Annotated in this window: 22 protein-coding genes, 1 tRNA gene, 3 pseudogenes and 1 other annotated feature; of the genes and pseudogenes, 12 read left to right on the top strand and 14 right to left on the bottom strand. The window is 60.4% G+C overall.

The features are described from left to right. Positions 1-20: 20 nt before the first annotated feature. The 5 genes from ACSUZJ_RS05775 to ACSUZJ_RS05795 all read right to left on the bottom strand — a co-directional run bounded on the left by ACSUZJ_RS05775 (position 21) and on the right by ACSUZJ_RS05795 (position 4221). Positions 21-575: a hypothetical protein gene (locus ACSUZJ_RS05775; RefSeq protein ID WP_499414151.1), complete on the bottom strand. Its 555-nt coding sequence runs from the start codon at positions 573-575 to the stop codon at positions 21-23. Positions 576-603: 28 nt separating this feature from the next. Beyond that, positions 604-1068: a hypothetical protein gene (locus ACSUZJ_RS05780; protein ID WP_499414153.1), complete on the bottom strand. Its 465-nt coding sequence runs from the start codon at positions 1066-1068 to the stop codon at positions 604-606. Between the two features lie 47 nt (positions 1069-1115). After that, a protein-coding gene (locus tag ACSUZJ_RS05785) for an IS3 family transposase (protein ID WP_499414155.1) occupies positions 1116-2338 on the bottom strand; the annotation gives its coding sequence in 2 pieces (ribosomal slippage) (positions 1116-2050 and positions 2050-2338; 1224 coding nt in all). Next, positions 1944-2060, bottom strand: a sequence feature (AL1L pseudoknot). It overlaps the preceding gene by 117 nt. 171 nt (positions 2339-2509) lie before the next feature. Further along, positions 2510-3694 carry a site-specific integrase gene (locus ACSUZJ_RS05790; RefSeq protein WP_499414157.1) on the bottom strand — a complete coding sequence of 395 codons (1185 nt, stop codon included), beginning with the start codon at positions 3692-3694 and terminating at the stop codon, positions 2510-2512. Positions 3695-3927: 233 nt separating this feature from the next. After that, entirely contained in the window at positions 3928-4221 is a 294-nt protein-coding gene (locus tag ACSUZJ_RS05795; RefSeq protein ID WP_499414159.1) for a hypothetical protein, read from the bottom strand. A 409-nt stretch (positions 4222-4630) separates the two neighbouring features. Between ACSUZJ_RS05795 and ACSUZJ_RS05800 the strand changes: the two genes are divergently transcribed. From ACSUZJ_RS05800 to ACSUZJ_RS05810, 3 genes and pseudogenes are all read left to right on the top strand, one after another. Beyond that, a protein-coding gene (locus tag ACSUZJ_RS05800; protein ID WP_499414161.1) for an IS3 family transposase occupies positions 4631-5781 on the top strand; the annotation gives its coding sequence in 2 pieces (ribosomal slippage) (positions 4631-4871 and positions 4871-5781; 1152 coding nt in all). Between the two features lie 569 nt (positions 5782-6350). Next, positions 6351-6674, top strand: a pseudogene (locus ACSUZJ_RS05805) (transposase); the annotation flags it as partial. Then, positions 6628-6873: pseudogene (locus tag ACSUZJ_RS05810) on the top strand (transposase); the annotation flags it as partial. The pseudogenes ACSUZJ_RS05805 and ACSUZJ_RS05810, both read left to right, overlap by 47 nt. Before the next feature lie 38 nt (positions 6874-6911). On the opposite strand, the gene ACSUZJ_RS05815 reads toward ACSUZJ_RS05810, so the two are convergent. Then, a complete protein-coding gene (locus ACSUZJ_RS05815; RefSeq protein ID WP_277488299.1) occupies positions 6912-7214 on the bottom strand; it encodes a putative quinol monooxygenase in 303 nt (100 codons plus the stop codon). A gap of 420 nt (positions 7215-7634) precedes the next feature. Further along, positions 7635-8293: pseudogene (locus ACSUZJ_RS05820) on the bottom strand (IS5 family transposase); the annotation flags it as partial. Between the two features lie 155 nt (positions 8294-8448). Between ACSUZJ_RS05820 and ACSUZJ_RS05825 the strand changes: the two are divergent. Further along, a complete protein-coding gene (locus ACSUZJ_RS05825) occupies positions 8449-9588 on the top strand; it encodes a glutathione-independent formaldehyde dehydrogenase (RefSeq protein ID WP_499414163.1) in 1140 nt (379 codons plus the stop codon). Between the two features lie 394 nt (positions 9589-9982). Here the strand turns inward: ACSUZJ_RS05825 and ACSUZJ_RS05830 are convergent. The 4 genes from ACSUZJ_RS05830 to ACSUZJ_RS05845 all read right to left on the bottom strand — a co-directional run bounded on the left by ACSUZJ_RS05830 (position 9983) and on the right by ACSUZJ_RS05845 (position 13540). After that, positions 9983-10058: transfer RNA gene (locus tag ACSUZJ_RS05830), tRNA-Lys, on the bottom strand. A 54-nt stretch (positions 10059-10112) separates the two neighbouring features. Continuing rightward, a complete protein-coding gene (tfpB, locus tag ACSUZJ_RS05835) occupies positions 10113-11939 on the bottom strand; it encodes a type IV pilus assembly ATPase TfpB (RefSeq protein WP_499414165.1) in 1827 nt (608 codons plus the stop codon). A gap of 25 nt (positions 11940-11964) precedes the next feature. Next, positions 11965-12759 carry a spermine/spermidine synthase domain-containing protein gene (locus ACSUZJ_RS05840; protein WP_499414167.1) on the bottom strand — a complete coding sequence of 265 codons (795 nt, stop codon included), beginning with the start codon at positions 12757-12759 and terminating at the stop codon, positions 11965-11967. A 265-nt stretch (positions 12760-13024) separates the two neighbouring features. After that, positions 13025-13540 (bottom strand): glycine zipper 2TM domain-containing protein, encoded by a 516-nt coding sequence (locus ACSUZJ_RS05845; protein ID WP_499414169.1) that lies wholly within the window; start codon positions 13538-13540, stop codon positions 13025-13027. 378 nt (positions 13541-13918) lie between these two features. On the opposite strand from ACSUZJ_RS05845, the gene ACSUZJ_RS05850 reads away from it, so the two are divergent. From ACSUZJ_RS05850 to pepA, 6 genes are all read left to right on the top strand, one after another. Then, positions 13919-14317 carry a barstar family protein gene (locus ACSUZJ_RS05850; protein WP_499414171.1) on the top strand — a complete coding sequence of 133 codons (399 nt, stop codon included), beginning with the start codon at positions 13919-13921 and terminating at the stop codon, positions 14315-14317. Positions 14318-14395: 78 nt separating this feature from the next. Next, on the top strand, positions 14396-15007 hold the full coding sequence (purN, locus tag ACSUZJ_RS05855; RefSeq protein WP_499414173.1) for a phosphoribosylglycinamide formyltransferase: 612 nt from the start codon (positions 14396-14398) through the stop codon (positions 15005-15007). Between the two features lie 27 nt (positions 15008-15034). Further along, positions 15035-16333: an RsmB/NOP family class I SAM-dependent RNA methyltransferase gene (locus ACSUZJ_RS05860; RefSeq protein WP_499414175.1), complete on the top strand. Its 1299-nt coding sequence runs from the start codon at positions 15035-15037 to the stop codon at positions 16331-16333. A 17-nt stretch (positions 16334-16350) separates the two neighbouring features. After that, positions 16351-17619 (top strand): mechanosensitive ion channel family protein, encoded by a 1269-nt coding sequence (locus ACSUZJ_RS05865; RefSeq protein ID WP_499414177.1) that lies wholly within the window; start codon positions 16351-16353, stop codon positions 17617-17619. Between the two features lie 223 nt (positions 17620-17842). Continuing rightward, positions 17843-19012, top strand: a complete 1170-nt coding sequence (locus tag ACSUZJ_RS05870) for a DesA family fatty acid desaturase (protein WP_499416457.1) — start codon at positions 17843-17845, stop codon at positions 19010-19012. A gap of 202 nt (positions 19013-19214) precedes the next feature. Further along, positions 19215-20144, top strand: a complete 930-nt coding sequence (pepA, locus tag ACSUZJ_RS05875; protein ID WP_499414179.1) for a flocculation-associated PEP-CTERM protein PepA — start codon at positions 19215-19217, stop codon at positions 20142-20144. Positions 20145-20343: 199 nt separating this feature from the next. Here pepA and rpmG read toward each other — a convergent pair whose 3' ends face one another. The 3 genes from rpmG to radC form a co-directional block, all read right to left on the bottom strand. Further along, positions 20344-20511, bottom strand: a complete 168-nt coding sequence (gene rpmG / locus ACSUZJ_RS05880; RefSeq protein WP_005665735.1) for a 50S ribosomal protein L33 — start codon at positions 20509-20511, stop codon at positions 20344-20346. 13 nt (positions 20512-20524) lie between these two features. Next, complete coding sequence (rpmB, locus tag ACSUZJ_RS05885; protein ID WP_026354825.1) at positions 20525-20761, bottom strand: 50S ribosomal protein L28; 237 nt, start codon at positions 20759-20761, stop codon at positions 20525-20527. A 170-nt stretch (positions 20762-20931) separates the two neighbouring features. Beyond that, positions 20932-21603 (bottom strand): RadC family protein, encoded by a 672-nt coding sequence (gene radC / locus ACSUZJ_RS05890; RefSeq protein ID WP_499414182.1) that lies wholly within the window; start codon positions 21601-21603, stop codon positions 20932-20934. Between the two features lie 264 nt (positions 21604-21867). On the opposite strand from radC, the gene ACSUZJ_RS05895 reads away from it, so the two are divergent. Together ACSUZJ_RS05895 and ispH are read left to right on the top strand one after the other, a co-directional pair. Continuing rightward, complete coding sequence (locus ACSUZJ_RS05895) at positions 21868-22323, top strand: FKBP-type peptidyl-prolyl cis-trans isomerase (protein WP_499414184.1); 456 nt, start codon at positions 21868-21870, stop codon at positions 22321-22323. Between the two features lie 12 nt (positions 22324-22335). Further along, complete coding sequence (gene ispH, locus ACSUZJ_RS05900) at positions 22336-23283, top strand: 4-hydroxy-3-methylbut-2-enyl diphosphate reductase (protein ID WP_499414186.1); 948 nt, start codon at positions 22336-22338, stop codon at positions 23281-23283. Positions 23284-23322: the final 39 nt, after the last annotated feature.

A 23322-nucleotide genomic window follows, 5' to 3' on the forward strand; every position in this document is an offset into this window, starting at 1 on the left:
GGTAGTCTTTCAATGATTGGTTATGGGGCAGGGCAGTCGATGACGGTGAAGCCCTTGCGCATCAGCTTGAGCTTGTGGCGCTGTTCGATCTGCGGCCGATGCTGGGCGTAGTGCGTCAGGTTGCGGGATGCGGTGACGCGGCTTGCTAGCTTTGTCCTGATGGCGTGCCTGATGGCTTCTTCTCCGATGGCAGCATCGAAGTAGAATCGGCGGTTGCCGAACGCTGCACGGTCGATGTCGTACTGCGGCCCTTCGATTGCGAACTGCAGTGCCTGTAGGTGGGACGGCAACAAGACGAGCTGGATCACCTTGTCGGTTCGTCGTGACTTTCCGATGAAGTAGCTCGGACCGTTCCCGATTCTGGGGAGCTGCCTGAACACGTAGCCGAAGGCTTCCTGAATGCGGCCTAGTTCCCGGCTGTTGGTTGCGATGACGTCTATATCGGTGAAGTGGGGGTGTATGGTGGGGCAGACAATGTGCTTTAGCAGCCCGCCGAAGATGTAGACGTTCGGCGTGCGCATCAGGTAACGCACCAGTCGCCCGGTTTCCCACGCTGTTGTGTAGTTGCTGGGCATGCGATCGGTCCTTGCGTGGCTCCGCTTGCTACTTCTTTCCGCGTCGAGGTGGGTCCTTTGCGTCATCGGCGGGCGGCGTAGCGGCTTCGTTGCCCTCGCTCTTCTCTTCCTTGCCTGCTGGTTCTGACTCGACCGGCTGTCCCGGTTCGGCGAGCACAGACGCTTTCCACGCAGCCCAATCGCCGGATATAACATGGCGGCCTTCTGTGTCGGGAGCGAGGGCGAGCAAGCCTTCGGCACGCAGGATGGCGGCGAGAAATCCGGCGTTATTGCTGGATCGGCCAGTGAACGCCGTCTGCAACAGCTTGGAGGGGAAGGGTTGATCCTGTGGATGCGCTGCAAGGCACGCTTCGACGTTACCGAAGGCCACGACTTCCTTGCTGAAGTAGCCGCCGCCCTCGTTACCTACGATCTTGAATGACGGGTCTTGGCGCTGGCTGTCGGTCAGGATTTGATAGCGGATTCCGCCCTCGGCATGTTTGCCCAGCTTCATAGCCTTGGTGAACCGCCCCGGCTTTCGTGGAGGCCGGTTGGTGTGAGTCAGGCCGGGATGGCTTGACTGCTCAGTTGCTCGTAATAGTTTGCCTCAGCTTCGGCCGGCGGTATATAGCCGAGCGGTTCCAGCAGGCGGTGGTGGTTGAACCAGGATACCCATTCCAGCGTGGCCAGTTCGACGGCTTCACGTGTCTTCCAGGGAGCGCGGCGGTGGATCAATTCAGCCTTGTAGAGTCCGTTGATGGTCTCGGCCAGGGCGTTGTCATAGCTGTCGCCCTTGCTGCCCACAGAGGGTTCGATGCCGGCTTCTGCCAGGCGCTCGCTGTACTTGATCGACACGTATTGCGAGCCCCTGTCGCTATGATGGACCAGCTCGTTCCGTTCGGGCTGACGCGCGTACAACGCCTGTTCCAGCGCATCGAGCACGAAGTCGGTACGCATCGAACTGCTCACCCGCCAGCCGACGATGCGCCGGGCAAAGACGTCGATGACGAAGGCGACGTAGACAAAGCCCTGCCAAGTCGAGACGTAGGTGAAATCGCTGACCCACAACTGGTTCGGGCGCTGCGCCTTGAACTGGCGGTTGACCCGGTCGAACGGGCATGGCGCCTTCGCATCGGCCACCGTCGTGCGCACGACCTTGCCACGCATGACGCCTCGCAGCCCGGCCTTGCGCATCAAGCGCTCCACCGTGCAGCGGGCCACGTCAGTGCCCTCACGCCGCAGTTGGCGCCAGACCTTGTCGGCGCCGTAGACCTGCATGTTCGCCTGCCAGACGCGCTCGATATCGACGCTCAGCACGTCGTCGCGCTGGGCTCGTGCGCAACGCAACGCAGGATTACGCTGCTGCGCGGCATAGCGCCAGTAGCCAGACGGCGCGACCTGCATCACCTTGCAGATCGGCTCGACGCCGTAGGCATGGCGGTACTGGTCGATAAATGCCCTCACGGCTTGAAGTGGCGGCCGAGCTCCGCCTGGGCGAAAAACGCACTCGCCAGACGCAGGATCTCGTTTGCCTTGCGCAGCTCGCGCACTTCTCGCTCCAGCGCCTTGATGCGCTCCTCTTCGGCAGTGGTCGGCCCCGGGCGCTGGCCGGTATCGCGCTCTTGCTGGCGTACCCAGCGACGCAGCGTTTCAGGTGTGCAGCCGATCTTGGTTGCGATGGATTCGATCGCCGCCCACTGCGAGCTGTACTCGCTGGCGGCCTCACTGACCATGCGCACGGCGCGCTCGATGACTTCGGGGGAATACTTGGGTTGCTTCTTCATGACTCCATTCTCTCAAACAATGGAGCCTCTACAAAATCCGGGGCGGTTCACTTCCGTGGCTACGCCATCGTTACCAAACGCATCTGGCCAAATGGAGCCGAGATCTCAGATTAATGCCTACTCCAAACGGGATAAAAAAATCGCTCAAGTCATTCTTGAGCGATTTTTCGTTTACGCCATGAACTCGGCTTGTGGCCGGGCCTGTGCGATCACTGCGGCTACTTGCGCGCTGGCCTTGCGCAGGTTGTCCGACGCCATGTGCGCGTATCGCTGCGAGGTCTTGCTGTCGGCGTGGCCGAGCAGGTGCTGCACCTCGTAGAGCGTCGCCCCGTTGTTGATTGCCAGGCTGGCGAAGCTGTGCCGCAGGTCGTGAATTCGCAGATCCCTAATGCCGGCCCGCTTCAGCACCCGTTTGAAGCCTTTGTACGGGTTGCAGATGGGCTCGCCCACATTCTTACCTGGGAACACATAAACATGGCCAGCAGGCCGACCACACTGGCGAAGTAACTCGATGGCACCGTCGTTCAGCAAGATGAATCTGCTCTTGCCGCTCTTCGTGTTTGGCAAGAACCACTGCCCCCTATCGAGGTCGATCGAATCCCATCGTGCCATCAGCGCCTCATTACGGCGTGCGCCGGTCATGAGTAAGAAGCGCAGCGCGTCTGCCAGCGGGCGGTTCGGTTCCTCGTCAAGCGCCGTCAAAAACGAGCGCAGCTCGCCACCAGACAAGTAGCGCTGTCGCTGGTTGTTTTCCTGATGCATGCGTATTCCCCTTACCGGATTCGGTCCGTCGAGCTTGCCCCAGATGATGGCGAGGTTGAAGCATCGCTTTAGCAGTGCAAGATGGCGGTTCGCGGTGGCTGCACACTTCTGCACGCGCAACCGGTCGTGGAACTGCTGGATGGCATGGCTGCTTATCTGCGACAGTTGCAAGTCGCCGAACTCCGGCAGGATGTTGCGCATCCGGCCCTCGTCATCCTTGGCGCTACGTTTGGTGGCATAAGCGTGCGGCAGGTAGTCGTCGATCACGAATCGACGCAGTGTCAGTTGTAATGCCGCTGCGGCTGCGGCTGCCGCCTGCGGGTCCGTCCCGGTAGCGACTTGGCGGCGACAGTCGAGCGCGCGGTGTCTGGCGTCGGCGACTTCCATCTGCGGATAATCGCCCAGCTTCATGCTGCGCTTGGCTCCGTCGAAGGAGTAACGGAAAAGGAAATACTTGCGGCCACGTCGGTTGACGATGATGCGCAGTCCCGCGACCTCGGTATCGGAATACTCGCTCTCCTTGGACTTGGCGTCCTCGGGGTGCGGGGGGAGGGCATCGATAAGTTTTTTGTTGAAGCGAAATTGTCTGTTCATACATTTAGGTTCTCGATGGTGGGTTGATGCGCAGATGCGGAGCGCCGTAGGCGTTCCGGGAAGTTCGAATCCGTGGAGCGAACCGTAAAGGCGGAGTTCACGGTCAAATGGTTGTGGCTGGGCGTGGGTCATTACAACGCACGCTTTTTCGGCTCCGCTGCCGGGGTGGCCTCCGGTCCATTTCCGGTCGGAGTGGCGGCGGGCCGGTGCCATTCGGCGAAACAGCTGAGGGATCAGTATTCGTCGGGTAGCAGAATCGTCGTGCTGGCCCGGTCGGCCTCGGTGATGATCCAAATGCGGACGGTGGGCGCGATGCAGTACGAGGCGAGGATACGTCCGCCATCATGGATAGCGGCGCAGTTTGCCTTAATGTCTTTAGCCGACAGGTTTGACCAGTCGCCGGTAACGTACCGTTCCAGTAGCGTTGCCGAGGTGACGGCGCGAGCGGTCAGCTCGGCTTCCTCGCGTTTAGTGATGTAAATGTCCCCAAGGGAAAATAAGGAGAATTTGTCTTCGTGATTTTTCATGGTTTGTTGGCATGATTGTGCAGGGCGTACAGGTCGGGCCTGCACACCTTGCACACTGGTTGGGGGAGAGATCTTTGTTGGCAGCTGGGGCAGCGCGCGGTGGCGTGGGGTGCTGTCGTCAGTTGAACCAGACGCGGCGGGGTCGATTCTCGACGAGCGCTTATAGCGTTTACAGCTAGGGAAAAACGGTGAGAGGACTCGATAGATCACCGGGGGCCATTCAGCGCACTCCGTAACCCGGTCGAAATGGGTCTTTTTTGATGTGCCACGTCCAATCTAGGTGGCTCTAGCCAGCAGATTTTTCGATGTCCTATCCTAAGTGATGTTTTGCACACGCAGCACACCTGTTTGAATCGCCACGACTATCGTAGACACTCCTGAGCCATAATGTCGGGCACAAGGAGAAGATATGAGCGGTAAGCGGTACACAGAGGAATTCAAGATCGCAGCGGTCAAGCAGGTGGCGCAGGGCGGTCACCCAGCGAGCGAAGTAGCGGCACGGCTCGGGATAAGCATCCACAGTCTGTACGCCTGGACGAAGCGCTATGGCGTACCCGAGGCGGAGCGCAAGGCCGTCGATGCCCAGTCCGACGAGATGCGGCGCCTGAAGGCCGAGCTCAAGCGCGTCACGGAGGAGCGTGACATCTTGAAAAAGGCCGCGGTGTACTTTGCCAAGACGTCCGGGTAAGGTACACCTTAATTGCTCAGTTACAGGACCAATTCCCGGTGCGCCGGCTGTGCAAAGTGCTCGAGGTGCATCCGAGCGGTTTCTATGCCTGGCGCCTGAACCCTGAAAGCAAACGAGCCAGAGAAGACAAGCGCCTACTTGTGCCGATCAAGGAGTCATGGCTGGAAAGCGGCAGCGTGTACGGTTATCGCAAGGTCAGCGACGACCTGCGCGAGCTCGGTGAACAATGCGGTGTCAATCGCGTCCACCGTCTTATGAGGTCGGCCGGAATTCGTTCGCAAACCGGCTACGCCAAGCGGAAATATAAACGGGGCGGTGCCCCTTCGCTGGTGGCGCCTAATCATTTGCAGCGCCAGTTCGACGTGCAGGAACCGAATCGCGTCTGGGTAACAGATATCACGTACATCCGCACTTATGAAGGTTGGCTCTATCTGGCCGTTGTACTGGACCTGTTTTCACGTCAGGTGATTGGCTGGTCGATGAGTTCCCGAATCGATCGCGAGCTGGCGATGAATGCGCTCTTGATGGCCGTCTGGCGGCGGCAGCCCAAGAATCCCGTGATGGTGCATTCCGATCAGGGCAGCCAGTTCAGTAGCTACGACTGGCGCGACTTCTTGGACCAGCACAACCTGCAGCAGAGCATGAGCCGGCGCGGGAACTGCCACGATAATGCCGTCGCCGAAAGCTTCTTCCAGCTTCTGAAAAGGGAACGAATCCGGCGCAAGACCTACGGCACTCGGGACGAGGCAAGGCAGGATGTCTTCGATTACATCGAGATGTTTTACAATCCGAAGCGCCGGCACAGCTTCAGCAATGACTTATCGCCGGTCGAGTATGAAAAGCAGTATTTCCAGCGGCTCGCGAGTGTCTAGGAAACTTGTGGCGATTCAGTTCAGAATCCCCAGCATCCTAGAGCCGACCGGGGTTCTGCACATCTTGCACATCAGAACGATGAAGGCTACGATCCTCCGTACAACCCGTCTAGGTGGTTCGGAAAGCTTCGGCCAACGAGACGAGTGGATTGGATAGGTAATCTGGAGATTAATTTTGCCGCTTAGAGCTCGAAGAGGTGACGCCGACGTCTACGCGTTCGACTGTGATTTGCTCGCCTGGGAATACGTCAAGCGAACCTATAAGACGGCTGATCTTCGAATGCCATGCTGCGATAGCCTAGCCATACCGAAGACCAGCAAGCTCGGCAATTTCTTTTTTTCGCATGCGAGGCGAGGGGAGTGCACAACTGCGCCAGAAAGCGCGGAGCACGTGTTCCTCAAGACGCTGGTTGTTAAGGCGGCGGTCAAGGCAGGCTGGACGGTCATGACCGGCTTTGTTGCACAAATCGACCCCGGCCAGGGTAGAGCCGGGACATCTGGTAGCCTGAGCGCATAAACCGGCTCCTCAGAAATACCGCACCACGAACTGGAAAACATATAACGAAGTACTGAAGGCACGCGGCTCGCTGCTCATCTGGCTCGATCCGAACATGGCCTAGCATGGCGAGCCAAACGGCAAGCGCGGGCGCAGCCAGATGTTCAGCGAGCAGGCGATCCATTTCTGCCTGAGCATCAAGTGCCTCTTCAATTTACAGCTGCGCAAGGCCATGGGCATGATGCAAAGCCTGCTGCGCCTGGCTAGACTCGACTGGCCGGTGCCGGACTACAGTACGGTCAGCCGTAGGCAAAAAACGCTGCAGGTAGCGATCGGCGCTTTGCCGGTAAGTACGTCAATGGGTCAAGGATCTTGGCTTCATTGCCCACATTCGAGCGCGCGATGAAGAAGCTTTAGAACTGAACAAGGATGCAGGATTTCGCGCCCGACGTTGGGTCGTCGAGCGCACGCACAGCTGAAAGAATCGATTCCGTGGCCTGCTGATCCGTTGGCCGAAGAAGACAGGCAACTATCTCGCCTGCCTTCACCTCGTTTGTGGAGTCATTGCCTGGCGCTCAGCAGGTCTACTGGGATAGGCTCTAAGTCGTCGGCCAGGGCGACTTACTGGGGTTGCTTAGCCTGGCAGCTTTGCCGCAAGAACGTCAACCTTTTCGATTGACGGCGGCTCGGCAAATAACTCCCCCGCTTTTTCCATAAGCGCCGCTGCGACTTGGCCGGAAAGATGAGCTTGCCGCCCAGCTTCATCTGAAAACGCGTCAAAAATGCCAAAGGTTGATGGCCCTAGGCGGATGCCGAACCAAGCTGTAGTAGCCGGCTCTGCCTGAACGAGGGGAAGACCACTTAACAGAAAGTTCTCTACTTCTTTCTCCTTACCCGGCTTGGCTTCTAGACGAACGAACAATGCAAGTTTGACCATGAGATATCTCCTGTAGTTAAACAGCCACCAAATTATCAACTTTCCAATGAGCCAAATGCAATGATGACCGCACCGCCACCATTTGCGGCGAAGCCGCCTCCTGCACGTGGCAAAGAGTAAATAGAGGGCGACACTGGGCTTCTCAACACTTTAGTGACTGCCTTAAGTTTAACACTTATACAACCAGATGGGTAATCCGACGAATTTCCGCTCTTGGCCGAACCCGGCCGTTCGCAATGCTCAGTGTACGGCGCTTGTTGCTCTGGAGGTAAATACATGGTTTGATAGTTGCGTTACGCCTTGCCAATCTTGCGACGCGAACCACCGCTCTTTGAAGTAAAGGTGAGGCTGTTTATGGAATAAAACGGCTTTGTTGCATAAATTGAGCGAGGGCCGAGCGGACGCTACTTTGTAGTTCGTTTATAACATTGGTACCGTAACCGTTGTGCCCAGCCGGGTGAGGCGGTTCAGCATGGCAGCCCGCACTTGTAGCTCGGCGCCCTGACGTTCGAAATCGCGTGCCATGACGTGTTCGCCCAGCAACTTGAAACAGCGCATCTTGGTTTCAACAAGGCTATGCCGATGGTAGCCGCTCCATCTCTTCCAGATTGCCGGTCCCAGCCTTTTTGTAACTCTCAGGATGTCGTTATGTGCATCGGCACCACGGTTGTTTGCCTTTCAGGGCTTGGCGTTCTTCCGGGTCGGGATGATGACATCCGCAGTGCGCAACGCAATGCCTTTAACGCCCTTCGTCTCGTACGCACCGTTGCCACTGACGCTGGCAATGCGCTCGTCAGCAGAATCTAGCTCAGCAGCGCTGGCAGGACAGGTGCGTCGCCGATACCGTTATCGGTCACTCCCATGGCCCGGATCTCGAGCGTGGACGCATCGATCCCGAGATGCACCTTGCGCCACTGGCGGCGATGGTTTGCCCCGTGCTTCTTCGTCTTCCACTCGCCTTCACCCAGCATCTTGATGGCAGTGCTGTCCACCAGCAAGTGCAAGCCCGTCGTGGTCGGCATAGTGCCGATTGCCACCTGCAGCGTCTTTTGCCGCCTGCTGACGGTGCTGTAGTTTGGCCAGACTGCCATACTTACGCGCTGCACGCTGGTTAGGCCTGATTTACGCAACAAAGCCGCTTTCAACAGTGCGCACTCGTGAAGAAATTTGTTATACCTTTCTTCCCTAATGCCGCTATTTGCGATGAATTTACCCTCGCTCTGAAAGGAAAATCATGAAGGCACTCGTTTATAATGGTCCGTGCGACGTCCAAGTTAAAGACATGCCGGACGCCAAGATTGAAAAGCCGACTGACGTCTTGGTCCGTATCACAACAACTAATATCTGCGGGTCTGACCTGCACATGTACGAAGGCCGCACCAACATGGAAACGGGCCGTATTTTGGGCCACGAAAACATGGGTGAAGTCATCGAGGTCGGCAAAGCCGTCGAACGCGTTAAGGTCGGCGACGTTGTCTGTCTACCGTTCAACATCGGCTGCGGCTTTTGCCAAAACTGCGAACGGGGCTTGTCCGGCTTTTGCCTCACGGCAAACCCAGGCACGGCCGGGGCTGCCTACGGTTTTGCCGGCATGGGTCCGTACAGCGGCGGCCAGGCCGAACTGCTACGGGTGCCGTTCGGCGATTACAACTGCTTGGTGCTGCCGGAAGACGCTAAGGAAAAGGAAAATGACTACGTGATGTTGTCGGACATTTTCCCGACCGGCTACCACGCTACCGAATTGGCTGGCCTCAAGCCGGGTGAATCGGTCGTGATCTACGGCGCCGGCCCGGTCGGCCTAATGGCGGCCATGTCTGCGTTCATTAAAGGCGCAAGCGAAGTTTTCGTCGTGGACACGCACAAGGATCGTTTGGCTTTGGCCGAAAAGATGGGCGCGGTGGCGATCGACGACACCGAAGGCGCCGGCGTCGAGAAAATCTTGAACCTTACTAACGGCGAAGGTGCCGACTGCGGCTGCGAATGCGTTGGTTATCAATGTTGCGACAAGCACGGTAAGGAAGTGCCAAATTTAACAATGAATAACTTGGTACAGACGGTCAAGCCTACTGGCGGCATTGGCGTAGTTGGTGTATTCCTCCCACAAGATCCAAAGAGTCCAGACGCGTTAGGAAAGGAAGGTAAAATTGCCTTCGATTTTGGCAATTTTTGGTTCAAGGGTCAGAAGATTGGCACCGGTCAAGCCAACGTCAAGCATTACAACCGTTATTTGGCAAAATTGATCCATAAAGGTAAAGCAACGCCTTCGCAGATCATTTCACATCAGCTTGGACTAGATGATGCACCGACTGCCTATCGGAATTTTGATAAACGTGCGGAAGGGTGGACCAAAGTCGTGCTAAAACCTAATAAATAAGGAAAATATTATTTATAGGCGAATGTTAAAAGACGATTTGTAAATTCAAAGTAGATAGGTTCTATAATAAACGGGCTCTCGCGCAATTTTATTTCATTTAAGGATATTAAAGAGAGAAGATTGCGCGGAAGAACTTTGTTAGTTTCCAGTTTGGTTAGCTTTGTTGCGTAAATTACGCCTGACCAGGCTACTAGACCGTCAGCTTCCTCGCTGACCTAGCTGTCAAGGCCCGTCCGGTCATCAACGTCAGGCAGTACTCGACAGGCAGGGCGGCGCAGGAAATCAACGCGGAAAAACTCCCGGCAGGGGGGGCGGACCTTTTTCGAAGCGACCAGAGGGTGACCAGAACGCAAAAAGCCCACGAACCGAAATTCGTGGGCTTCTTTGTAATTCATGGTAGGCCGTGCGGGATTCGAACCTGCGACCAACGGATTAAAAGTCCGCTGCTCTACCAGCTGAGCTAACGACCCGAAAGAGGCAATATTATAGCCGGCGATTTCCGTTTGCGCTAGAGGTAACGTTCATCAAGTTGCAGCCGACAGCGCCGAGGTCACTTTGAGCACTTCTTCCGCCGTCGTCACGCCCTCCGCAATCTTCAGCGCGCCGGCAATGCGCAGCGGCTTCATGCCGTCCGCGACGCTTTGCTGGCGCAGCGCCTGCAAGTCGGCCGAGGCGCCGATCAGCTGCGTAAAGGCTTCCGACACGGTCAGCAACTCGTAGAGACCAGTGCGCCCGCGGTAGCCCGTCTGGCGGCACTCGGGGCAACCGATCGGACGATAGACCGTCGCCGGCTTGGGAAGGTTCCAGGCGCCGCCGATGCTTTGCCAGACGTCGTCGCTGAGTTCGCCGTCGGGCGCCTTGCAGTCCGGGCAGAGGGTGCGCACCAGGCGCTGGGCCATCACGCCGATCAGGGTCGCTTCCAGCAGGTAGTCGGGCACGCCCAGCTCCAGCAGGCGCATGATGGCCGACGGTGCGTCGTTGGTGTGCAGGGTCGAGAGCACCAGGTGGCCGGTCAGGGCGGCCTGGATCGCCATCTCGGCAGTGGCGAGGTCGCGGATCTCGCCGACCATGATGATGTCCGGGTCCTGGCGCATCAGGGCGCGCACGCCATCGGCAAACGACAGGTCGATGCCGGGTTGTACCTGCATCTGGTTGAAGGAAGCCTCGACCATCTCGATCGGGTCTTCCACCGTGCAGACGTTGACCTCGTTGGTCGCCAGCGCCTTCAATGTCGTGTAGAGCGTGGTGGTCTTGCCCGAGCCGGTCGGTCCGGTCACCAGGATGATGCCGTGCGGGCGGCTGGTGAGGGCATCCCAGCGTCGTGCATCCTCCGCCGGAAAGCCCAGCTCGGGCAGGGTCTTGACCACCACTTCGGGGTCGAAGATACGCATCACCAGCTTTTCGCCGAAGGCGGTCGGCATGGTCGACAGGCGCAGCTCGACTTCCTGGCCGGTATTTGTGCGCGTCTTGATGCGGCCGTCCTGAGGGCGGCGCTTCTCGATGACGTCCATGCGCCCGAGCAGCTTGATGCGCGCCGTCATCGCCAGCATCACCGCGGCGGGCACCTGGTAGACCTGGTGCAGCACGCCGTCGATGCGGAAACGGATGACCGCGAACTCGCGTTTCGGTTCCAGGTGGATGTCGGAGGCGCGCTGCTCGAAGGCGTAGCCCCACAGCCAGTCGACGATGTTGACGATGTGCTGGTCGTTGGCATCGAACTGCTTGTTCGCCTTGCCCAGCTCGACCAGTTGCTCGAAGTTGTTGCGCATCGCGACGTCCTGCGCATTGGTCTTGCTGGCGTCGCGGATCGATTTCGCCAGGCTGAAGAACTGCGAGATGTACTGGGCGATGTCGAGCGGATTGGCCAGCACCAGTTCGATGCGGCGACGCGAGACCTTGGCGATCTCGCTCTCCCATTCCGTCGCGAACGGATCGGCGGTGGCCACCGTGAGCGTGGTGGCGCTGATATCGACCGGCAGGATGTTGAAGCGCGCGGCGTAGCTGGCCGACATCACGTCCGCCACCCGGGTGAAGTCGATTTTCAGCGGGTCGATGCGGATGAAGGGCAGGCCGACCTTGGCCGCGCACCACTCTGACAGCACGTCGAGCGTGAGCAGGCGGTGCGGCGGCTGGTTCGACAGCAGCTTGCACTGTGCCACGGCGGTGAGCGGATGCATCGAGCCGGCGGCGTTTTTCAGGATGCCCTGGGCCTGGGCAAAGTAGCCCTTGACCTTGTCCTTCTCGACGATGCCGTCGGCCAGCAGCCAGGAAAAGATCGCCTGCAGGTCGAGGCGCCGTGGCCGCTGGGGCGAGCGGGGGAGGGAAGTCGTCTGCGGTGCGTTGGCGGTCATGATTCCCTCGTCAAGAATGCGCTGGTCAGCGCGCAGCCGCGATACCCGCTTCGATACCCTTTACCCACGATTTCGCGGGCAGCTTGGTGGCGGCCACGATCTGCGCCGCGCGGGCGGCCAGCGCGGCGCTGTCGAGCTGGGGCCGGGTCTTGAAGCACAGCGCGACCACGTTGCCGTCGTGGACCTCGGGCAGGCAGATCACGTGGTCGAAAGCGAACTTCATCGCCTTCAGGTTCTTGTTGAAGCTCGGATGGTCGCCGAACAGGTTGACTGTCATGATCCCGTGCGGCGCCAGGCAATCGTTGCAGGCGCGGTAGAACTCGGGCGTGTCGAGCACCGGGCCCTTGGCGGTGGCGTCGTACAGGTCGCACTGCAGCACGTCGAAGGCGCCGTGGTTGTCTGGATCTTCCACGAAATCCATTGCGTCCATCTCGAGCACGTTCAGGCGCTCGTCCTCGGGCGGCAGCTTGAACATCGCGTTACAAATGGCGATCACCGAGGGATTGAGCTCGACGGCGGTGACCTGCGCTTCGGGGAACTGGCGGTAGCAGTACTTGGTCAGCGTGGCCGCGCCCAGGCCAAGCTGGACGATGCGGTGCGGCGACTCGATGAACAGCATCCAGGCCATCATCTGCTGGGCGTATTCGAGTTCCGGCCAGTCGGGTTTGCGGATGCGCATGGCGCCCTGCACCCATTCGGTGCCGAAGTGGAGATAGCGTACGCCGTCCTGTTCGGACAGCGTCACCGGCGCGAATTTCGGTTTGCGCGCGGGGCGGCGCGAGGATTCGGCTTGTTCGATGGATTTACGTTTGATGAGCATAGGGCGACCTGTTGAATCGCCCTATTATCGGGGTGGGGTTCCCGCTGCGCAAGCGCAACGGGAATGAGGTCGGGGCGGAGAAGGAGGGGGCGTCCCCCGCCCCGATAACAAGCGGTGGGGACCTCGATAAACCTACTGCGCGTCGTATTTTTGGCCTGCGATGCTCGCTGTACTATTCGTACAGCTGCGCTTCTCGGCCAAAACTCCTTCCGCTCGCTACGGTTTCTCGAGGTCCCGTTACGTTTCGACTAACTCGGTTTTGTATTTAATACTGATCGTCTGGCTGGACCGACACGCGCAGGCGGACGCGGTTGCCGGGGTCGCGGCTCATGAAGGCGGTCTGGGTCTGGCCGCGGTATTCGTAGGTGACGTCGTAGCCGGTGGTGCGCGATTCGTAGGAATCGATGGTGCGGCACTGGCGCACGGCCTGTTCCTGCACGCCCTGGTCGTAGTTGCGGCCGTTGTTCTCGACGCGGTCGCCGACCATGGCGCCGGCGATGGCGCCGGCGGCGGCGGCCGCCACTTTACCGTTGCCGCTGCCGACCTGGCTGCCCAGCAGGGCGCCGGCGATACCGCCGACCACCGAGCCGCCGCTGCCGCGCTGCTGCTGCACCGGCACCTGCACGTATTCCGTGCGGCACTCCTGGCGCGGCTGGCGGATCTGCTCGACGCGGGGCTGTACGCGCACCACGCGTCCGAAGTCTTCGAATTCGGCAGCCTGGGCCAGCGGCAGCGCCGAGAAGCCCAGGGCGGAAATCAGCAGTTTGGTTTTCATGTTCATGGTGAACCTCGTTCGTTCGGTGCTGTTGGTGGGACGGGACTGTTTTCATCCACGCTTGTATGTTAATCCTCTCCGGCTCATCAAATCGATCTACGTGGCAACAAAATGTAACAGCGGCGCGGAGACTGGGCGAGGGCGGCCAGAATGGAAAAACGCGCCAAAACGTGCGGATTCGGGTGAAAAAGCGGCGGATTTTTTCAGATTTGGGCTGTAAAGTCACATTCGGGTTGCTTCGGTAACTACAAAACGTTACCCTTACACAAATTAGGGTTTATTGGCGCGTGGAAACGATTTAGGAGAACAGCGTTGCCGCCCGGGCGCGCATGGTGAGCGGCCCCGGCGATTCGAACCACACCACCAGGTCGACTTGAGGGAAAAATGAGTTTGTTGATGAGAGTGCCGTCCAATCTTGTGCAGTCGATTCGGGCCTATCGGGTGCCGGAACTGCAGGAAGAAGCGGCGCGCATGGGCCACCATTTCCTGTACGCGCATTGCGCCAATACGTTGACCAAGCAACAGGTGTGCGCCCGCATCGGCGAAAATTTCCACTTCACCAAACCCTGCAGCAAGAATTTCGACGCCCTGCGTACCTGCCTGACCGAAACGGTGTTCCAGGCGGGGCCCCAGCCCGGCTTCCTCGTCGTGCTGGAACAACTGCCGAATACCCAGAAGTTCGACAAGGAAGCGCGCGAGACCCTGCTCGACGTGTTCCGCGACGCGGCCGAATTCTGGGCCGAAAAGCGCGTACCATTCCGCGTATTCTATTCCTTCGAATAGAAGAAACAGGACGGTGGCAGCCCATCCTGGTGTTGCCATACCACAGTTGGGCGTTGGCCATACGGTACAATGCGCGCTATGAAAAACATCGTGATCCTCATTTCCGGCCGCGGCAGCAACATGGAAGCGGTCGTGCGCGCGGCGCAGCTTGAGGGCTGGCCGGCGCGCGTGGCGGCGGTGATCAGCAACAAGCCCGACGCGCAAGGGCTGGCCTTCGCCGAGGCCCACGGTATCCCGACTGCCGTGGTGCCGAGCAAGGAGTATCCGGACCGCGCCAGTTTCGACGCCGCCTTGCAGCGCGAGATCGACCGTTTTTCGCCCGACTTGGTCGTGTTGGCGGGATTCATGCGCATCCTGACGGCGCCTTTCGTCGCGCATTACGAGGGGCGCATGCTGAATATCCACCCTTCGCTGCTGCCGGCCTTCCCGGGCCTGGACACGCACAGGAAGGCCCTGGAAGCGGGCGTGCCCGAGCACGGCGCGACGGTGCACTTCGTGACCGCCGAGCTGGATCACGGCCCCATGGTCGCCCAGGCGCGCGTCCCGGTGCTGCCCGGCGACACCGAGGACATCCTGGCCGCGCGCGTGCTGGCCGAGGAACACAAACTCTATCCCTACGCGGTGCGCCTGTTCGTCGAGGACAGGTTGAGCATCGAGCAAGGCGATGTGCGCATCGCGCAGTTCGCCTGATTCATCCGTATTCATTCAAGGAATTTCATGAGATTGCCACCAGCAATTCTCGGCAGCACCGAAGAAGTGCTGCGCGAGATCTTGCGCTTTACGGCCCCGGCCGACGTCACCCTGTCGCGTTACTTCAAGGACCATCAACGCCTGGGTCCACGCGAACGCGGCGTGATCGCCGAAGCGGTGTATGCCGTCCTGCGCAACAAGACCTTCTTCACCGATTTCGGCGGCACCGGCGGCACCCCGTCGATGCGCCGCCTGGCCCTGCTGGGCCTGTCGGAAACCGTCGGCATCGACGCCCTCGGCGGCCTGACGGAAGACGAAACCGCCTTCCTCACCCGCATCAAGGAAATCGACCGCAAGCTGCTGCCGCCGCTGGCGCGCGCCAACATGCCGCAGTGGCTGTACGACAAGCTGGTCGCCCAGTTCGGCGAACAGGAAGCCCAGGAACTGGCCGCCGTGCTGAACACGCCGGCGCCGCTGGACCTGCGCGTGAACGCCATCAAGGCCAACCGCGACGAGGTGATCGCTAAGCTGGCCGAAGCGCCGATCATCGCCGAGCCGACCCCGTATTCGCCGCTGGGCCTGCGCGTCAAGAAAAAACCGAACCTGCAGGGCCTGCCGCTGTTCAAGGAAGGCGCGATCGAGGTGCAGGACGAGGGCAGCCAGGTGCTGGCCCAGATCCTGGCGGCGCGCCGCGGCGAGATGGTGGTCGACTTCTGCGCCGGCGCCGGCGGCAAGACCCTGGCGCTGGGCGCGACGATGCGCAACACCGGCCGCCTGTACGCCTTCGACGTGTCGGAAAAGCGCCTGTCGAAACTGAAGCCGCGCCTGGCGCGCAGCGGCCTGTCGAACGTGCATCCGGTCCTGATCGCACACGAGCGCGACGCCAAGATCAAGCGCCTGGCCGGCAAGATCGACCGCGTGCTGGTCGACGCGCCGTGCTCGGGCCTGGGCACGCTGCGCCGCAATCCGGACGTGAAATGGCGCCAGCCGGAAGGCGCCGTGGCCGAGATGCAGGAAAAGCAGGCCTCGATCCTGGACGGCGCTGCGCGCCTCCTGAAGAGCGGCGGCCGCCTGGTGTATGCCACCTGCTCGCTGCTGAACGAAGAGAACGACTTCATCGTCGAGCAGTTCCTGGCGACGCACCCGGACTTCGAGCTGGTGCCGATGAGCAAGGTCCTGGCCGAGCAGAAGATCGAGCTCGAGATGGACAAGTACCTCAAGCTGCTGCCGCACAAGCACCAGACCGACGGCTTCTTCGCTGCCGTGCTGGAGCGTAAAGTGATGCCCGCGAAGGCGCCGAAGGCCGCCGAGGCCGAGGCGGAGTAAGACCGGACGTGCGCAACATGCCGCTGAGCGACCTGCTGCAGGACCTGCTGGAAGACATCAGCAATCCGGGCATCCTGTGGCAGGCACTGGCGATCGCGATCGCGGTCGTCGTCGGCCTGCTGCTGGCGCGCGTCATTCGGCGCGGCTGGCTGCACGAGGACAATAACGCCGGCGCGATCCGCCGCATCGGTGTCGAGGGTTTTGGACGCGTGCTGGCGCCGCTCCTGATCACGGGCGGCGTCTGGCTGGCCACGGTCATCCTGGCCCGGTACCAGAACGTGCACCTGCTGCGGGTTGCCCTGCCGCTGTTCGCGTCGATGGCCTGGATCCGCATGGTCTTTTATCTGCTGCGGCGGGTATTCGCGCGCCATGGCCAGCTGGGCACAGCCTTGCAGACCTTCGAGAAGGTGCTGGCCCTGGTGGTGTGGTTGGGCGTGGCACTCTATCTTACCGGGCAGTGGCCCGACATTATTCAGTTCCTCGAGACGCACAGTGTGCCGCTCGGCGCGAAATCCGCGTCCCTGCTGGCGATCCTGCAGGCCGTGGTGTCCGTCGTCGTCCTCATGATGCTCGCCCTGTGGGCTGGCGCCGCGCTGGAAGAGCGCCTGATGCGCCTCGAGGGCATGCATACCTCGGTGCGCGTGGTGCTGGCGCGGCTCGGGCGTGCGGTCCTGATCCTGGTGTCGGTGCTGGTCAGCCTGGGGCTGGTCGGCCTCGACCTCACCGTGCTGTCGGTGTTCGGCGGCGCCCTCGGTGTCGGTCTCGGTCTGGGCATGCAGCGCATCGCCAGCAACTACGTGTCCGGCTTCCTGATCCTGTTGGAACGCAGTTTGTCGATCGGCGACCCGATCACGGTGGACAAGTATTCGGGCCGGGTAGCGCGCATCAACACGCGCACCACGGTGCTGCAGGCGGCGGACGGCACGCAAACCCTGCTGCCGAACGAAATGCTGATCACGGGCGTGGTCCTGAATCAGGCAAGCACCAACAAGGCGGTGCGCCTGAACACGAAGGTCACGGTCGCCTACGACAGCGACCTGAACGAGGTAATGGCCCTGCTGGCGCGCCAGGCCGACGAGGTCGAGCGCGTGATCGCCGATCCTGCGCCGTCGGTGCAACTGAACGCCTTCGGCCCGCACGGCTATGAGCTGGAGCTGGGCTTTTCGATCATCGATCCGGAAAAGGGCAGCGGCAGCGTGATCTCGAACGTCAACAAGAATATCTATGCGCTGGTGCATTCCGGCGCGATCCGCCTCGGCCTGCCGCCGCATCCGCCCCAAGCGTGATGCATATTTCGCATCCTGATGTCGCACATTTCGATTCGAAGCGCATTTATCTGCGCTGTTCGTGCCGTGCGTCATTAGAAGTGCGTAGAATGCGGGGTTGATCGGGCGGCGTACGTGCGCCGCCGCCAGCGACTGTTCCATAGAAAGAACGGCGCAAGACAAATGTATTCACTTTGGAGCAGTAATGACCTTTAGCAATATCCTGCATTCCGTGCTGGAATTCATGTCCACCGGCCTCGTCGGCCTGAGCGCCTGGGAGGCCGTGGTGTACACGCTGGTGGTGACCCATATCACCATCGCCAGCGTGACCATCTACCTGCACCGCCACCAGGCCCACCGCGCACTGGAACTGCATGCGATCCCGAGCCACTTCTTCCGCTTCTGGCTGTGGCTGACCACCGGCCAGGTGACCAAGGAATGGGCGGCCATCCACCGCAAGCACCACGCCAAGTGCGACACCGAGGAAGATCCGCACAGCCCGCAGACCCGCGGCATCAAGAAAGTGCTGCTGGAAGGCGCCGAGCTGTATCGCGCCGAGAGCAAGAACAAGGAAACGCTGGAGAAATACGGTCACGGCACCCCGGACGACTGGATCGAGCGCCATGTCTACACTCCGTACAGCGCAGCCGGCGTATCGGCCCTGCTGGTGATTAACTTCGTGCTGTTCGGCGTTATCGGCGTCAGCATCTGGGCGGTCCAGATGATGTGGATCCCGATTACCGCCGCCGGCATCATCAACGGCCTGGGCCACTGGTGGGGTTACCGCAACTACGATTGCAACGATGCGGCGACCAACATCTTCCCATGGGGCATCCTGATTGGTGGCGAAGAGCTGCACAACAACCACCACACCTATGCGACCTCGGCCAAGCTGTCGAGCAAATGGTATGAAATCGACCTCGGCTGGGCGTATATCCGCACCCTGGAAATGCTGGGCCTGGCAAAGGTGAAGAAAGTGGCGCCGAAGCCGAAGCTGGCCAAGGACAAGGCTGTCGCCGACCTGGAAACCCTGCAGTCGGTGATCACCAACCGCTACGATGTGATGGCGAAGTACGCCAAGTCGGTCAAGGCCGCCTTCCGCGAGGAACTCGAGCACCTGAAGCACAAGGCCGAGCTGGAAGCGCGCTTCCTGAAGAGCTCGCGCAAGCTGCTGCAGCGCGAGCCGGGCAAGCTGGAATTGTCGCAGAAGGCACAACTGATCGAGCTGTTCAAGCACAGCAAGGCACTGGAAACGATGCACCAGATGCGCGTGGAGCTGGGCGCGATCTGGGAGCGTTCGCATTCGACCCGCGACCAGCTGCTGCAACAACTGCAGGACTGGTGCGCACGCGCCGAAGCCTCGGGCATCAAGTCGCTGCAGGAGTTCTCGCTGCGCCTACGTAGCTACGCATGAAGTAGCGCTTGATGGTATAGCAACGGCTCCCACGCGGGAGCCGTTTTTATTTGTACTGCCAGTGCAGCTGAGGCAAGTTTGCCGGGCGGGCCAAGCAGGGCATCGTAGTGCGCAGAGATCCAATACTGTCGAGTTTTCTTGCAGTCATTGCTGATCGAATAATCCAAATTCCTTTAAGTAATTGATTCAAATAGTAAACGTTGTGTTGGCACAAGATTGCTCATTAGCTCATGTCGTTAAAAATCGATCCCACCATAAAGAGCTAACCATGAAACTTCTGAAGAAGCTGACCTGCGCTGCAGCCCTGGCCCTTTCGTTCAACGCCGCCCAAGCAGGCGTCGTGCTGAACGATTGGGTGTTCAATCCGAATGGCGGCGGGTACGCTGCGGGCCAGAGCGTGAATGAATATTTGGATTTCAACGGCAATGCGTTTATTCAGCTGACCCCAACCGGAACGGGTTCGTTCACCTTCGTTGAGCACGCAGTCTTCAACATCGTGCAAGCCGACAGCAATGGCGCGCTGTTCCCGTCCAAATACAAGGGCGGCAACATCTCGGCAGTCTTCCAGGCCCAGGGCACCGGCAAGTTCGATGGCTCGTTCACGTTCACTGGCGGCACCATCCGCATGTACCAGAACCCGACCGATAACCAGTACGGCACCACCGAGGGCGTGTACGGCGCGAACCTGGGCAACCTGATCGCCGAATTCAATGTACTGGCCGGCGGCGGCGGCCTGGTCGATGCAAGCGGCAGCCCGGTAAAGAATGGCCAGGTCAGCGTGCGCGCACAGGCAGACGTGGGCAGCCTGGCGGAAGGCTATTTCTTCCGTGGTAACGGCAAGGACTTGTCGAAGGAATCCATCCTGTCCTTCGCCTTCACGAATGCGAATACCGTTGGCAAGCCGGGTGGCGTCGAGAATCTGGTGAGCGAAGTTGCTTGTGAATTCGCCGGCTTCGGCGGCGCTGGCTGCAACGGCGAAGCTTATGCCAACGCACCGGACCAGTACTTCTTCGTCTCGAACAACGGCCAGTTCAAACTGGCTGAAGTGCCGGAGCCGGGCTCGCTGGCCCTGTTCGGCATCGCGATGCTGGGCGCCGGCATGGTCGCGCGCAAGCGTGCGAACAAGGCGTAAATCGCAAAGCAATCGGCAACAACGACAAGAGCGGGCATGTCCCGCTCTTTTTTTCGCCCTGCCCGGACGGACTCGGGCAGGCGGGGCGGCCGGTAGGCCGGGCCTTCCTGCGCAGTCTGGCGACGCCACGAGAAGGCGCGCGCAATAAAAAAAGCCGCGCACTTGCGTGGGCGGCTTTTCGTCTACTGCACCAGATCGATTACTTGATCTTGGTTTCCTTGTAGATCACGTGCTTACGTGCCTTCGGGTCGAATTTGGTGATTTCCATCTTCGCCGGCATCGTGCGCTTGTTCTTGGTGGTGGTGTAGAAGTGACCGGTACCTGCGGTCGATTCCAGCTTGATTTTGTCGCGGCCAGTTTTTGCCATGATAGCTCCCTAATTAAACTTTTTCGCCACGGGCACGCATGTCGGCCAGGACGGCGTCGATGCCGAGCTTGTCGATCACGCGCAGACCGGCGTTGGACAGACGCAGGGAGACCCAGCGGTTTTCCGATTCCACGAAGATGCGGCGGTTCTGCAGGTTCGGCAGGAAACGACGCTTGGTTTTGTTGTTAGCGTGGGAGACGTTGTTGCCAACCATCACTCCCTTGCCGGTAACTTGGCAGACACGTGCCATAGTGCACTCCTTAAGAATATCCAGGATTGGAAAAACGAGAGTATAGCGTGAAAACCATCGCGGAATCAATCACTTGCGAAAAACAATTGTGTCCTTAATCAGTCTGTGGATTTAACAATTGCAAAATCGCGGCTAGCCTCTTGTTTTCTCGCAGTTAACTGCAGGTTTTTTCACAGCTGGCCATGCTCGGCAAACGAGTGCACCTGTGTCCCCGCCACCACAAAATGGTCGAGCACGCGCACGTCAACCAGGGCCAGCGCCTGGGCCAGGGCGCGCGTCAGGCTGAGGTCGGCGTCACTGGGAGCACACTCGCCGGACGGGTGGTTATGTGCCAGCATGACACCCGAGGCATTACGCCGCAACGCCGCCTTGACCACTTCGCGCGGGTAGACGCTGGTGTGCGTCAGCGTGCCGCGAAACATTTCCTGCGCATCGATCAGGCGGTTCTTCACGTCCACGAACAGCACCACGAAGGATTCGTAGGCCTGCAGGCCGAACTTGGCGCGCAGGTAGTTCTTCACCACGTCGGGCGAGCACAGCGCCTGGCGGAAGAACTGTTCCGAGATCGCCCGGCGCGACAATTCCATGACGGCCTGCAGTTGCGCATACTTGGCCATGCCCAGGCCGTGCACTTCCGAAAACTCCTGGGGCGTCGCATGCAGCAGGCGCTGCAGCGAGCCGAAGTGCGCGAGCATGTGGCCGCCGAGCTCGACCGCGCTGCGGCCGCGCACGCCCACGCGCAGGAAAATGGCCAGCAGCTCGGCGTTGGACAACGCGGCCGCGCCTTCGCGCGCCAGCCGTTCGCGCGGCCGGTCCTGTTCCGGCCAGTCGTTGATTCCCATGGTGCTCCTGTCATGAACAGACGGCCGGGCAGGGGCCAGGCCAGTCGAGCTCGCATTATCGTGATCCGTTCGTGATGCGTACTGACCAATTCGACATGCGCGCATCGCCCGCGGCCGGATGCGTGCATGCGACACCCGTGCCGCAATCGCCCCAGCACGGGCTGTGCAGCGTGCCGAAAAAAGCGGCGACCGGCGGCGGGAACGGCGGTGGTGGCTTACAATAGCGGTTTGCCTGCAACAGGCCGCCTGTCACCAGAAACGAACATGTCCAACGCTTCTCCCGCCGTCGTCAACGAATCGTCCTACCTGACCCTGCATTACCGCCTCGCCATTGCGGGCGGCGCCGATCTGATCACCACCTTCAACGGCACGCCGGCCACCTTGCTGCTGGGCCAGGGCCAGCTGGCGCCCTTCCTCGAGCAGCGCCTGATCGGCCTGCCGGAGGGCGCCCATGAAACCTTCGAGCTGAGCGCGGCCGAGGCGTTCGGCGACCGCAATCCCGAGCTGATCCAGCCGGTGTCGAAGGCCACGCTGGAAGAAAATTCGGTGCCGGATGCCGACTACAAGGTGGGCGAACTGATCGAATTCAATGCGCCGAAGGGTGGCCGCTTTGCCGGCGTGTTGCTGGAAATGCGCGAAACCAGCGCGCTGTTCGATTTCAACCATCCGCTGGCCGGCCAGGCCCTGCAATTCGAAGTGAAACTGATTTCGGTCCTGTAAAAGGAACACGCTATGGAAAACGAGATTCTGCTTGCCCAGCCGCGCGGCTTCTGCGCCGGCGTCGACCGCGCCATCGAAATCGTCGAGCGCGCACTGAGCCAGTTCGGCGCGCCGATCTACGTGCGCCACGAGATCGTCCATAACGCCTATGTCGTGGCCGACCTGCGGAGCAAGGGTGCGATCTTCATCGAGGAGCTCGACGACGTCCCGGCCGGCAATACGCTGGTGTTCTCGGCCCACGGCGTCTCGAAAGCCGTGCGCGCCGAAGCCGAGGCGCGCGGCCTGAAGATCTTCGACGCCACTTGCCCCTTGGTCACCAAGGTGCACGTGGAAGTGTCGAAGATGCGCAAGCAGGGCGCCGAGATCATCATGATCGGCCACGAGGGCCACCCGGAAGTCGAAGGCACGATGGGCCAGGCGGAAGAGGGCATGCACCTGGTCGAGACCGTCGACGATGTCGAGAAGCTGCAGGTCGCCAACCCGGACCTGCTCGCCTACGTGTCGCAGACCACGCTGTCGGTCGACGACACCCTGGACATCATCGCCGCGCTGAAAAAGCGCTTCCCGAACATCATCGAGCCGAAGAAGGGCGACATCTGCTACGCCACCACCAACCGCCAGGAAGCCGTGAAATTCATGGCGCCGCAGGTGGAAGTCGTGGTCGTGGTCGGCAGCCCGAACAGCTCGAACTCGAACCGCCTGCGCGAAGTGGCCGAAAAGATGGGCACGCCGGCCTACATGGTCGACGATGCCGACAAGATCGACCCTACCTGGATCGCAGGCAAGAAACGCATCGGCGTCACCGCCGGCGCCTCGGCGCCCGAGGTGCTGGTGCAGGCCGTCATCGACCGCCTGAAGGAACTGGGCGCCGCCAGCGTGCGCGCGCTCGAGGGCGTGGAAGAGAACGTGACCTTCCCGCTGCCGAAAGGCCTGGACGGCGTGCGCGCCGACGTCGCGTAATCCTTGCCGCTCTTTCGATAACAAACAAACGCCGCAACA

The sequence above is a fragment of the Telluria sp. B2 genome (assembly GCF_051789535.1).
Lineage (GTDB): Bacteria > Pseudomonadota > Gammaproteobacteria > Burkholderiales > Burkholderiaceae_D > Telluria.

What these genes read in the sequence shown, in the direction of transcription:
- ACSUZJ_RS05775 (WP_499414151.1), bottom strand. Translation starts at nt 575, where the DNA reads ATGCCCAGCAACTACACAACAGCGTGGGAAACCGGGCGACTGGTGCGT.
- ACSUZJ_RS05780 (WP_499414153.1), bottom strand. Translation starts at nt 1,068, where the DNA reads ATGAAGCTGGGCAAACATGCCGAGGGCGGAATCCGCTATCAAATCCTG.
- ACSUZJ_RS05790 (WP_499414157.1), bottom strand. Translation starts at nt 3,694, where the DNA reads ATGAACAGACAATTTCGCTTCAACAAAAAACTTATCGATGCCCTCCCC.
- ACSUZJ_RS05795 (WP_499414159.1), bottom strand. Translation starts at nt 4,221, where the DNA reads ATGAAAAATCACGAAGACAAATTCTCCTTATTTTCCCTTGGGGACATT.
- ACSUZJ_RS05815 (WP_277488299.1), bottom strand. Translation starts at nt 7,214, where the DNA reads ATGGTCAAACTTGCATTGTTCGTTCGTCTAGAAGCCAAGCCGGGTAAG.
- ACSUZJ_RS05825 (WP_499414163.1), top strand. Translation starts at nt 8,449, where the DNA reads ATGAAGGCACTCGTTTATAATGGTCCGTGCGACGTCCAAGTTAAAGAC.
- tfpB (WP_499414165.1), bottom strand. Translation starts at nt 11,939, where the DNA reads ATGACCGCCAACGCACCGCAGACGACTTCCCTCCCCCGCTCGCCCCAG.
- ACSUZJ_RS05840 (WP_499414167.1), bottom strand. Translation starts at nt 12,759, where the DNA reads ATGCTCATCAAACGTAAATCCATCGAACAAGCCGAATCCTCGCGCCGC.
- ACSUZJ_RS05845 (WP_499414169.1), bottom strand. Translation starts at nt 13,540, where the DNA reads ATGAACATGAAAACCAAACTGCTGATTTCCGCCCTGGGCTTCTCGGCG.
- ACSUZJ_RS05850 (WP_499414171.1), top strand. Translation starts at nt 13,919, where the DNA reads ATGAGTTTGTTGATGAGAGTGCCGTCCAATCTTGTGCAGTCGATTCGG.
- purN (WP_499414173.1), top strand. Translation starts at nt 14,396, where the DNA reads ATGAAAAACATCGTGATCCTCATTTCCGGCCGCGGCAGCAACATGGAA.
- ACSUZJ_RS05860 (WP_499414175.1), top strand. Translation starts at nt 15,035, where the DNA reads ATGAGATTGCCACCAGCAATTCTCGGCAGCACCGAAGAAGTGCTGCGC.
- ACSUZJ_RS05865 (WP_499414177.1), top strand. Translation starts at nt 16,351, where the DNA reads ATGCCGCTGAGCGACCTGCTGCAGGACCTGCTGGAAGACATCAGCAAT.
- ACSUZJ_RS05870 (WP_499416457.1), top strand. Translation starts at nt 17,843, where the DNA reads ATGTCCACCGGCCTCGTCGGCCTGAGCGCCTGGGAGGCCGTGGTGTAC.
- rpmG (WP_005665735.1), bottom strand. Translation starts at nt 20,511, where the DNA reads ATGGCAAAAACTGGCCGCGACAAAATCAAGCTGGAATCGACCGCAGGT.
- rpmB (WP_026354825.1), bottom strand. Translation starts at nt 20,761, where the DNA reads ATGGCACGTGTCTGCCAAGTTACCGGCAAGGGAGTGATGGTTGGCAAC.
- radC (WP_499414182.1), bottom strand. Translation starts at nt 21,603, where the DNA reads ATGGGAATCAACGACTGGCCGGAACAGGACCGGCCGCGCGAACGGCTG.
- ACSUZJ_RS05895 (WP_499414184.1), top strand. Translation starts at nt 21,868, where the DNA reads ATGTCCAACGCTTCTCCCGCCGTCGTCAACGAATCGTCCTACCTGACC.
- ispH (WP_499414186.1), top strand. Translation starts at nt 22,336, where the DNA reads ATGGAAAACGAGATTCTGCTTGCCCAGCCGCGCGGCTTCTGCGCCGGC.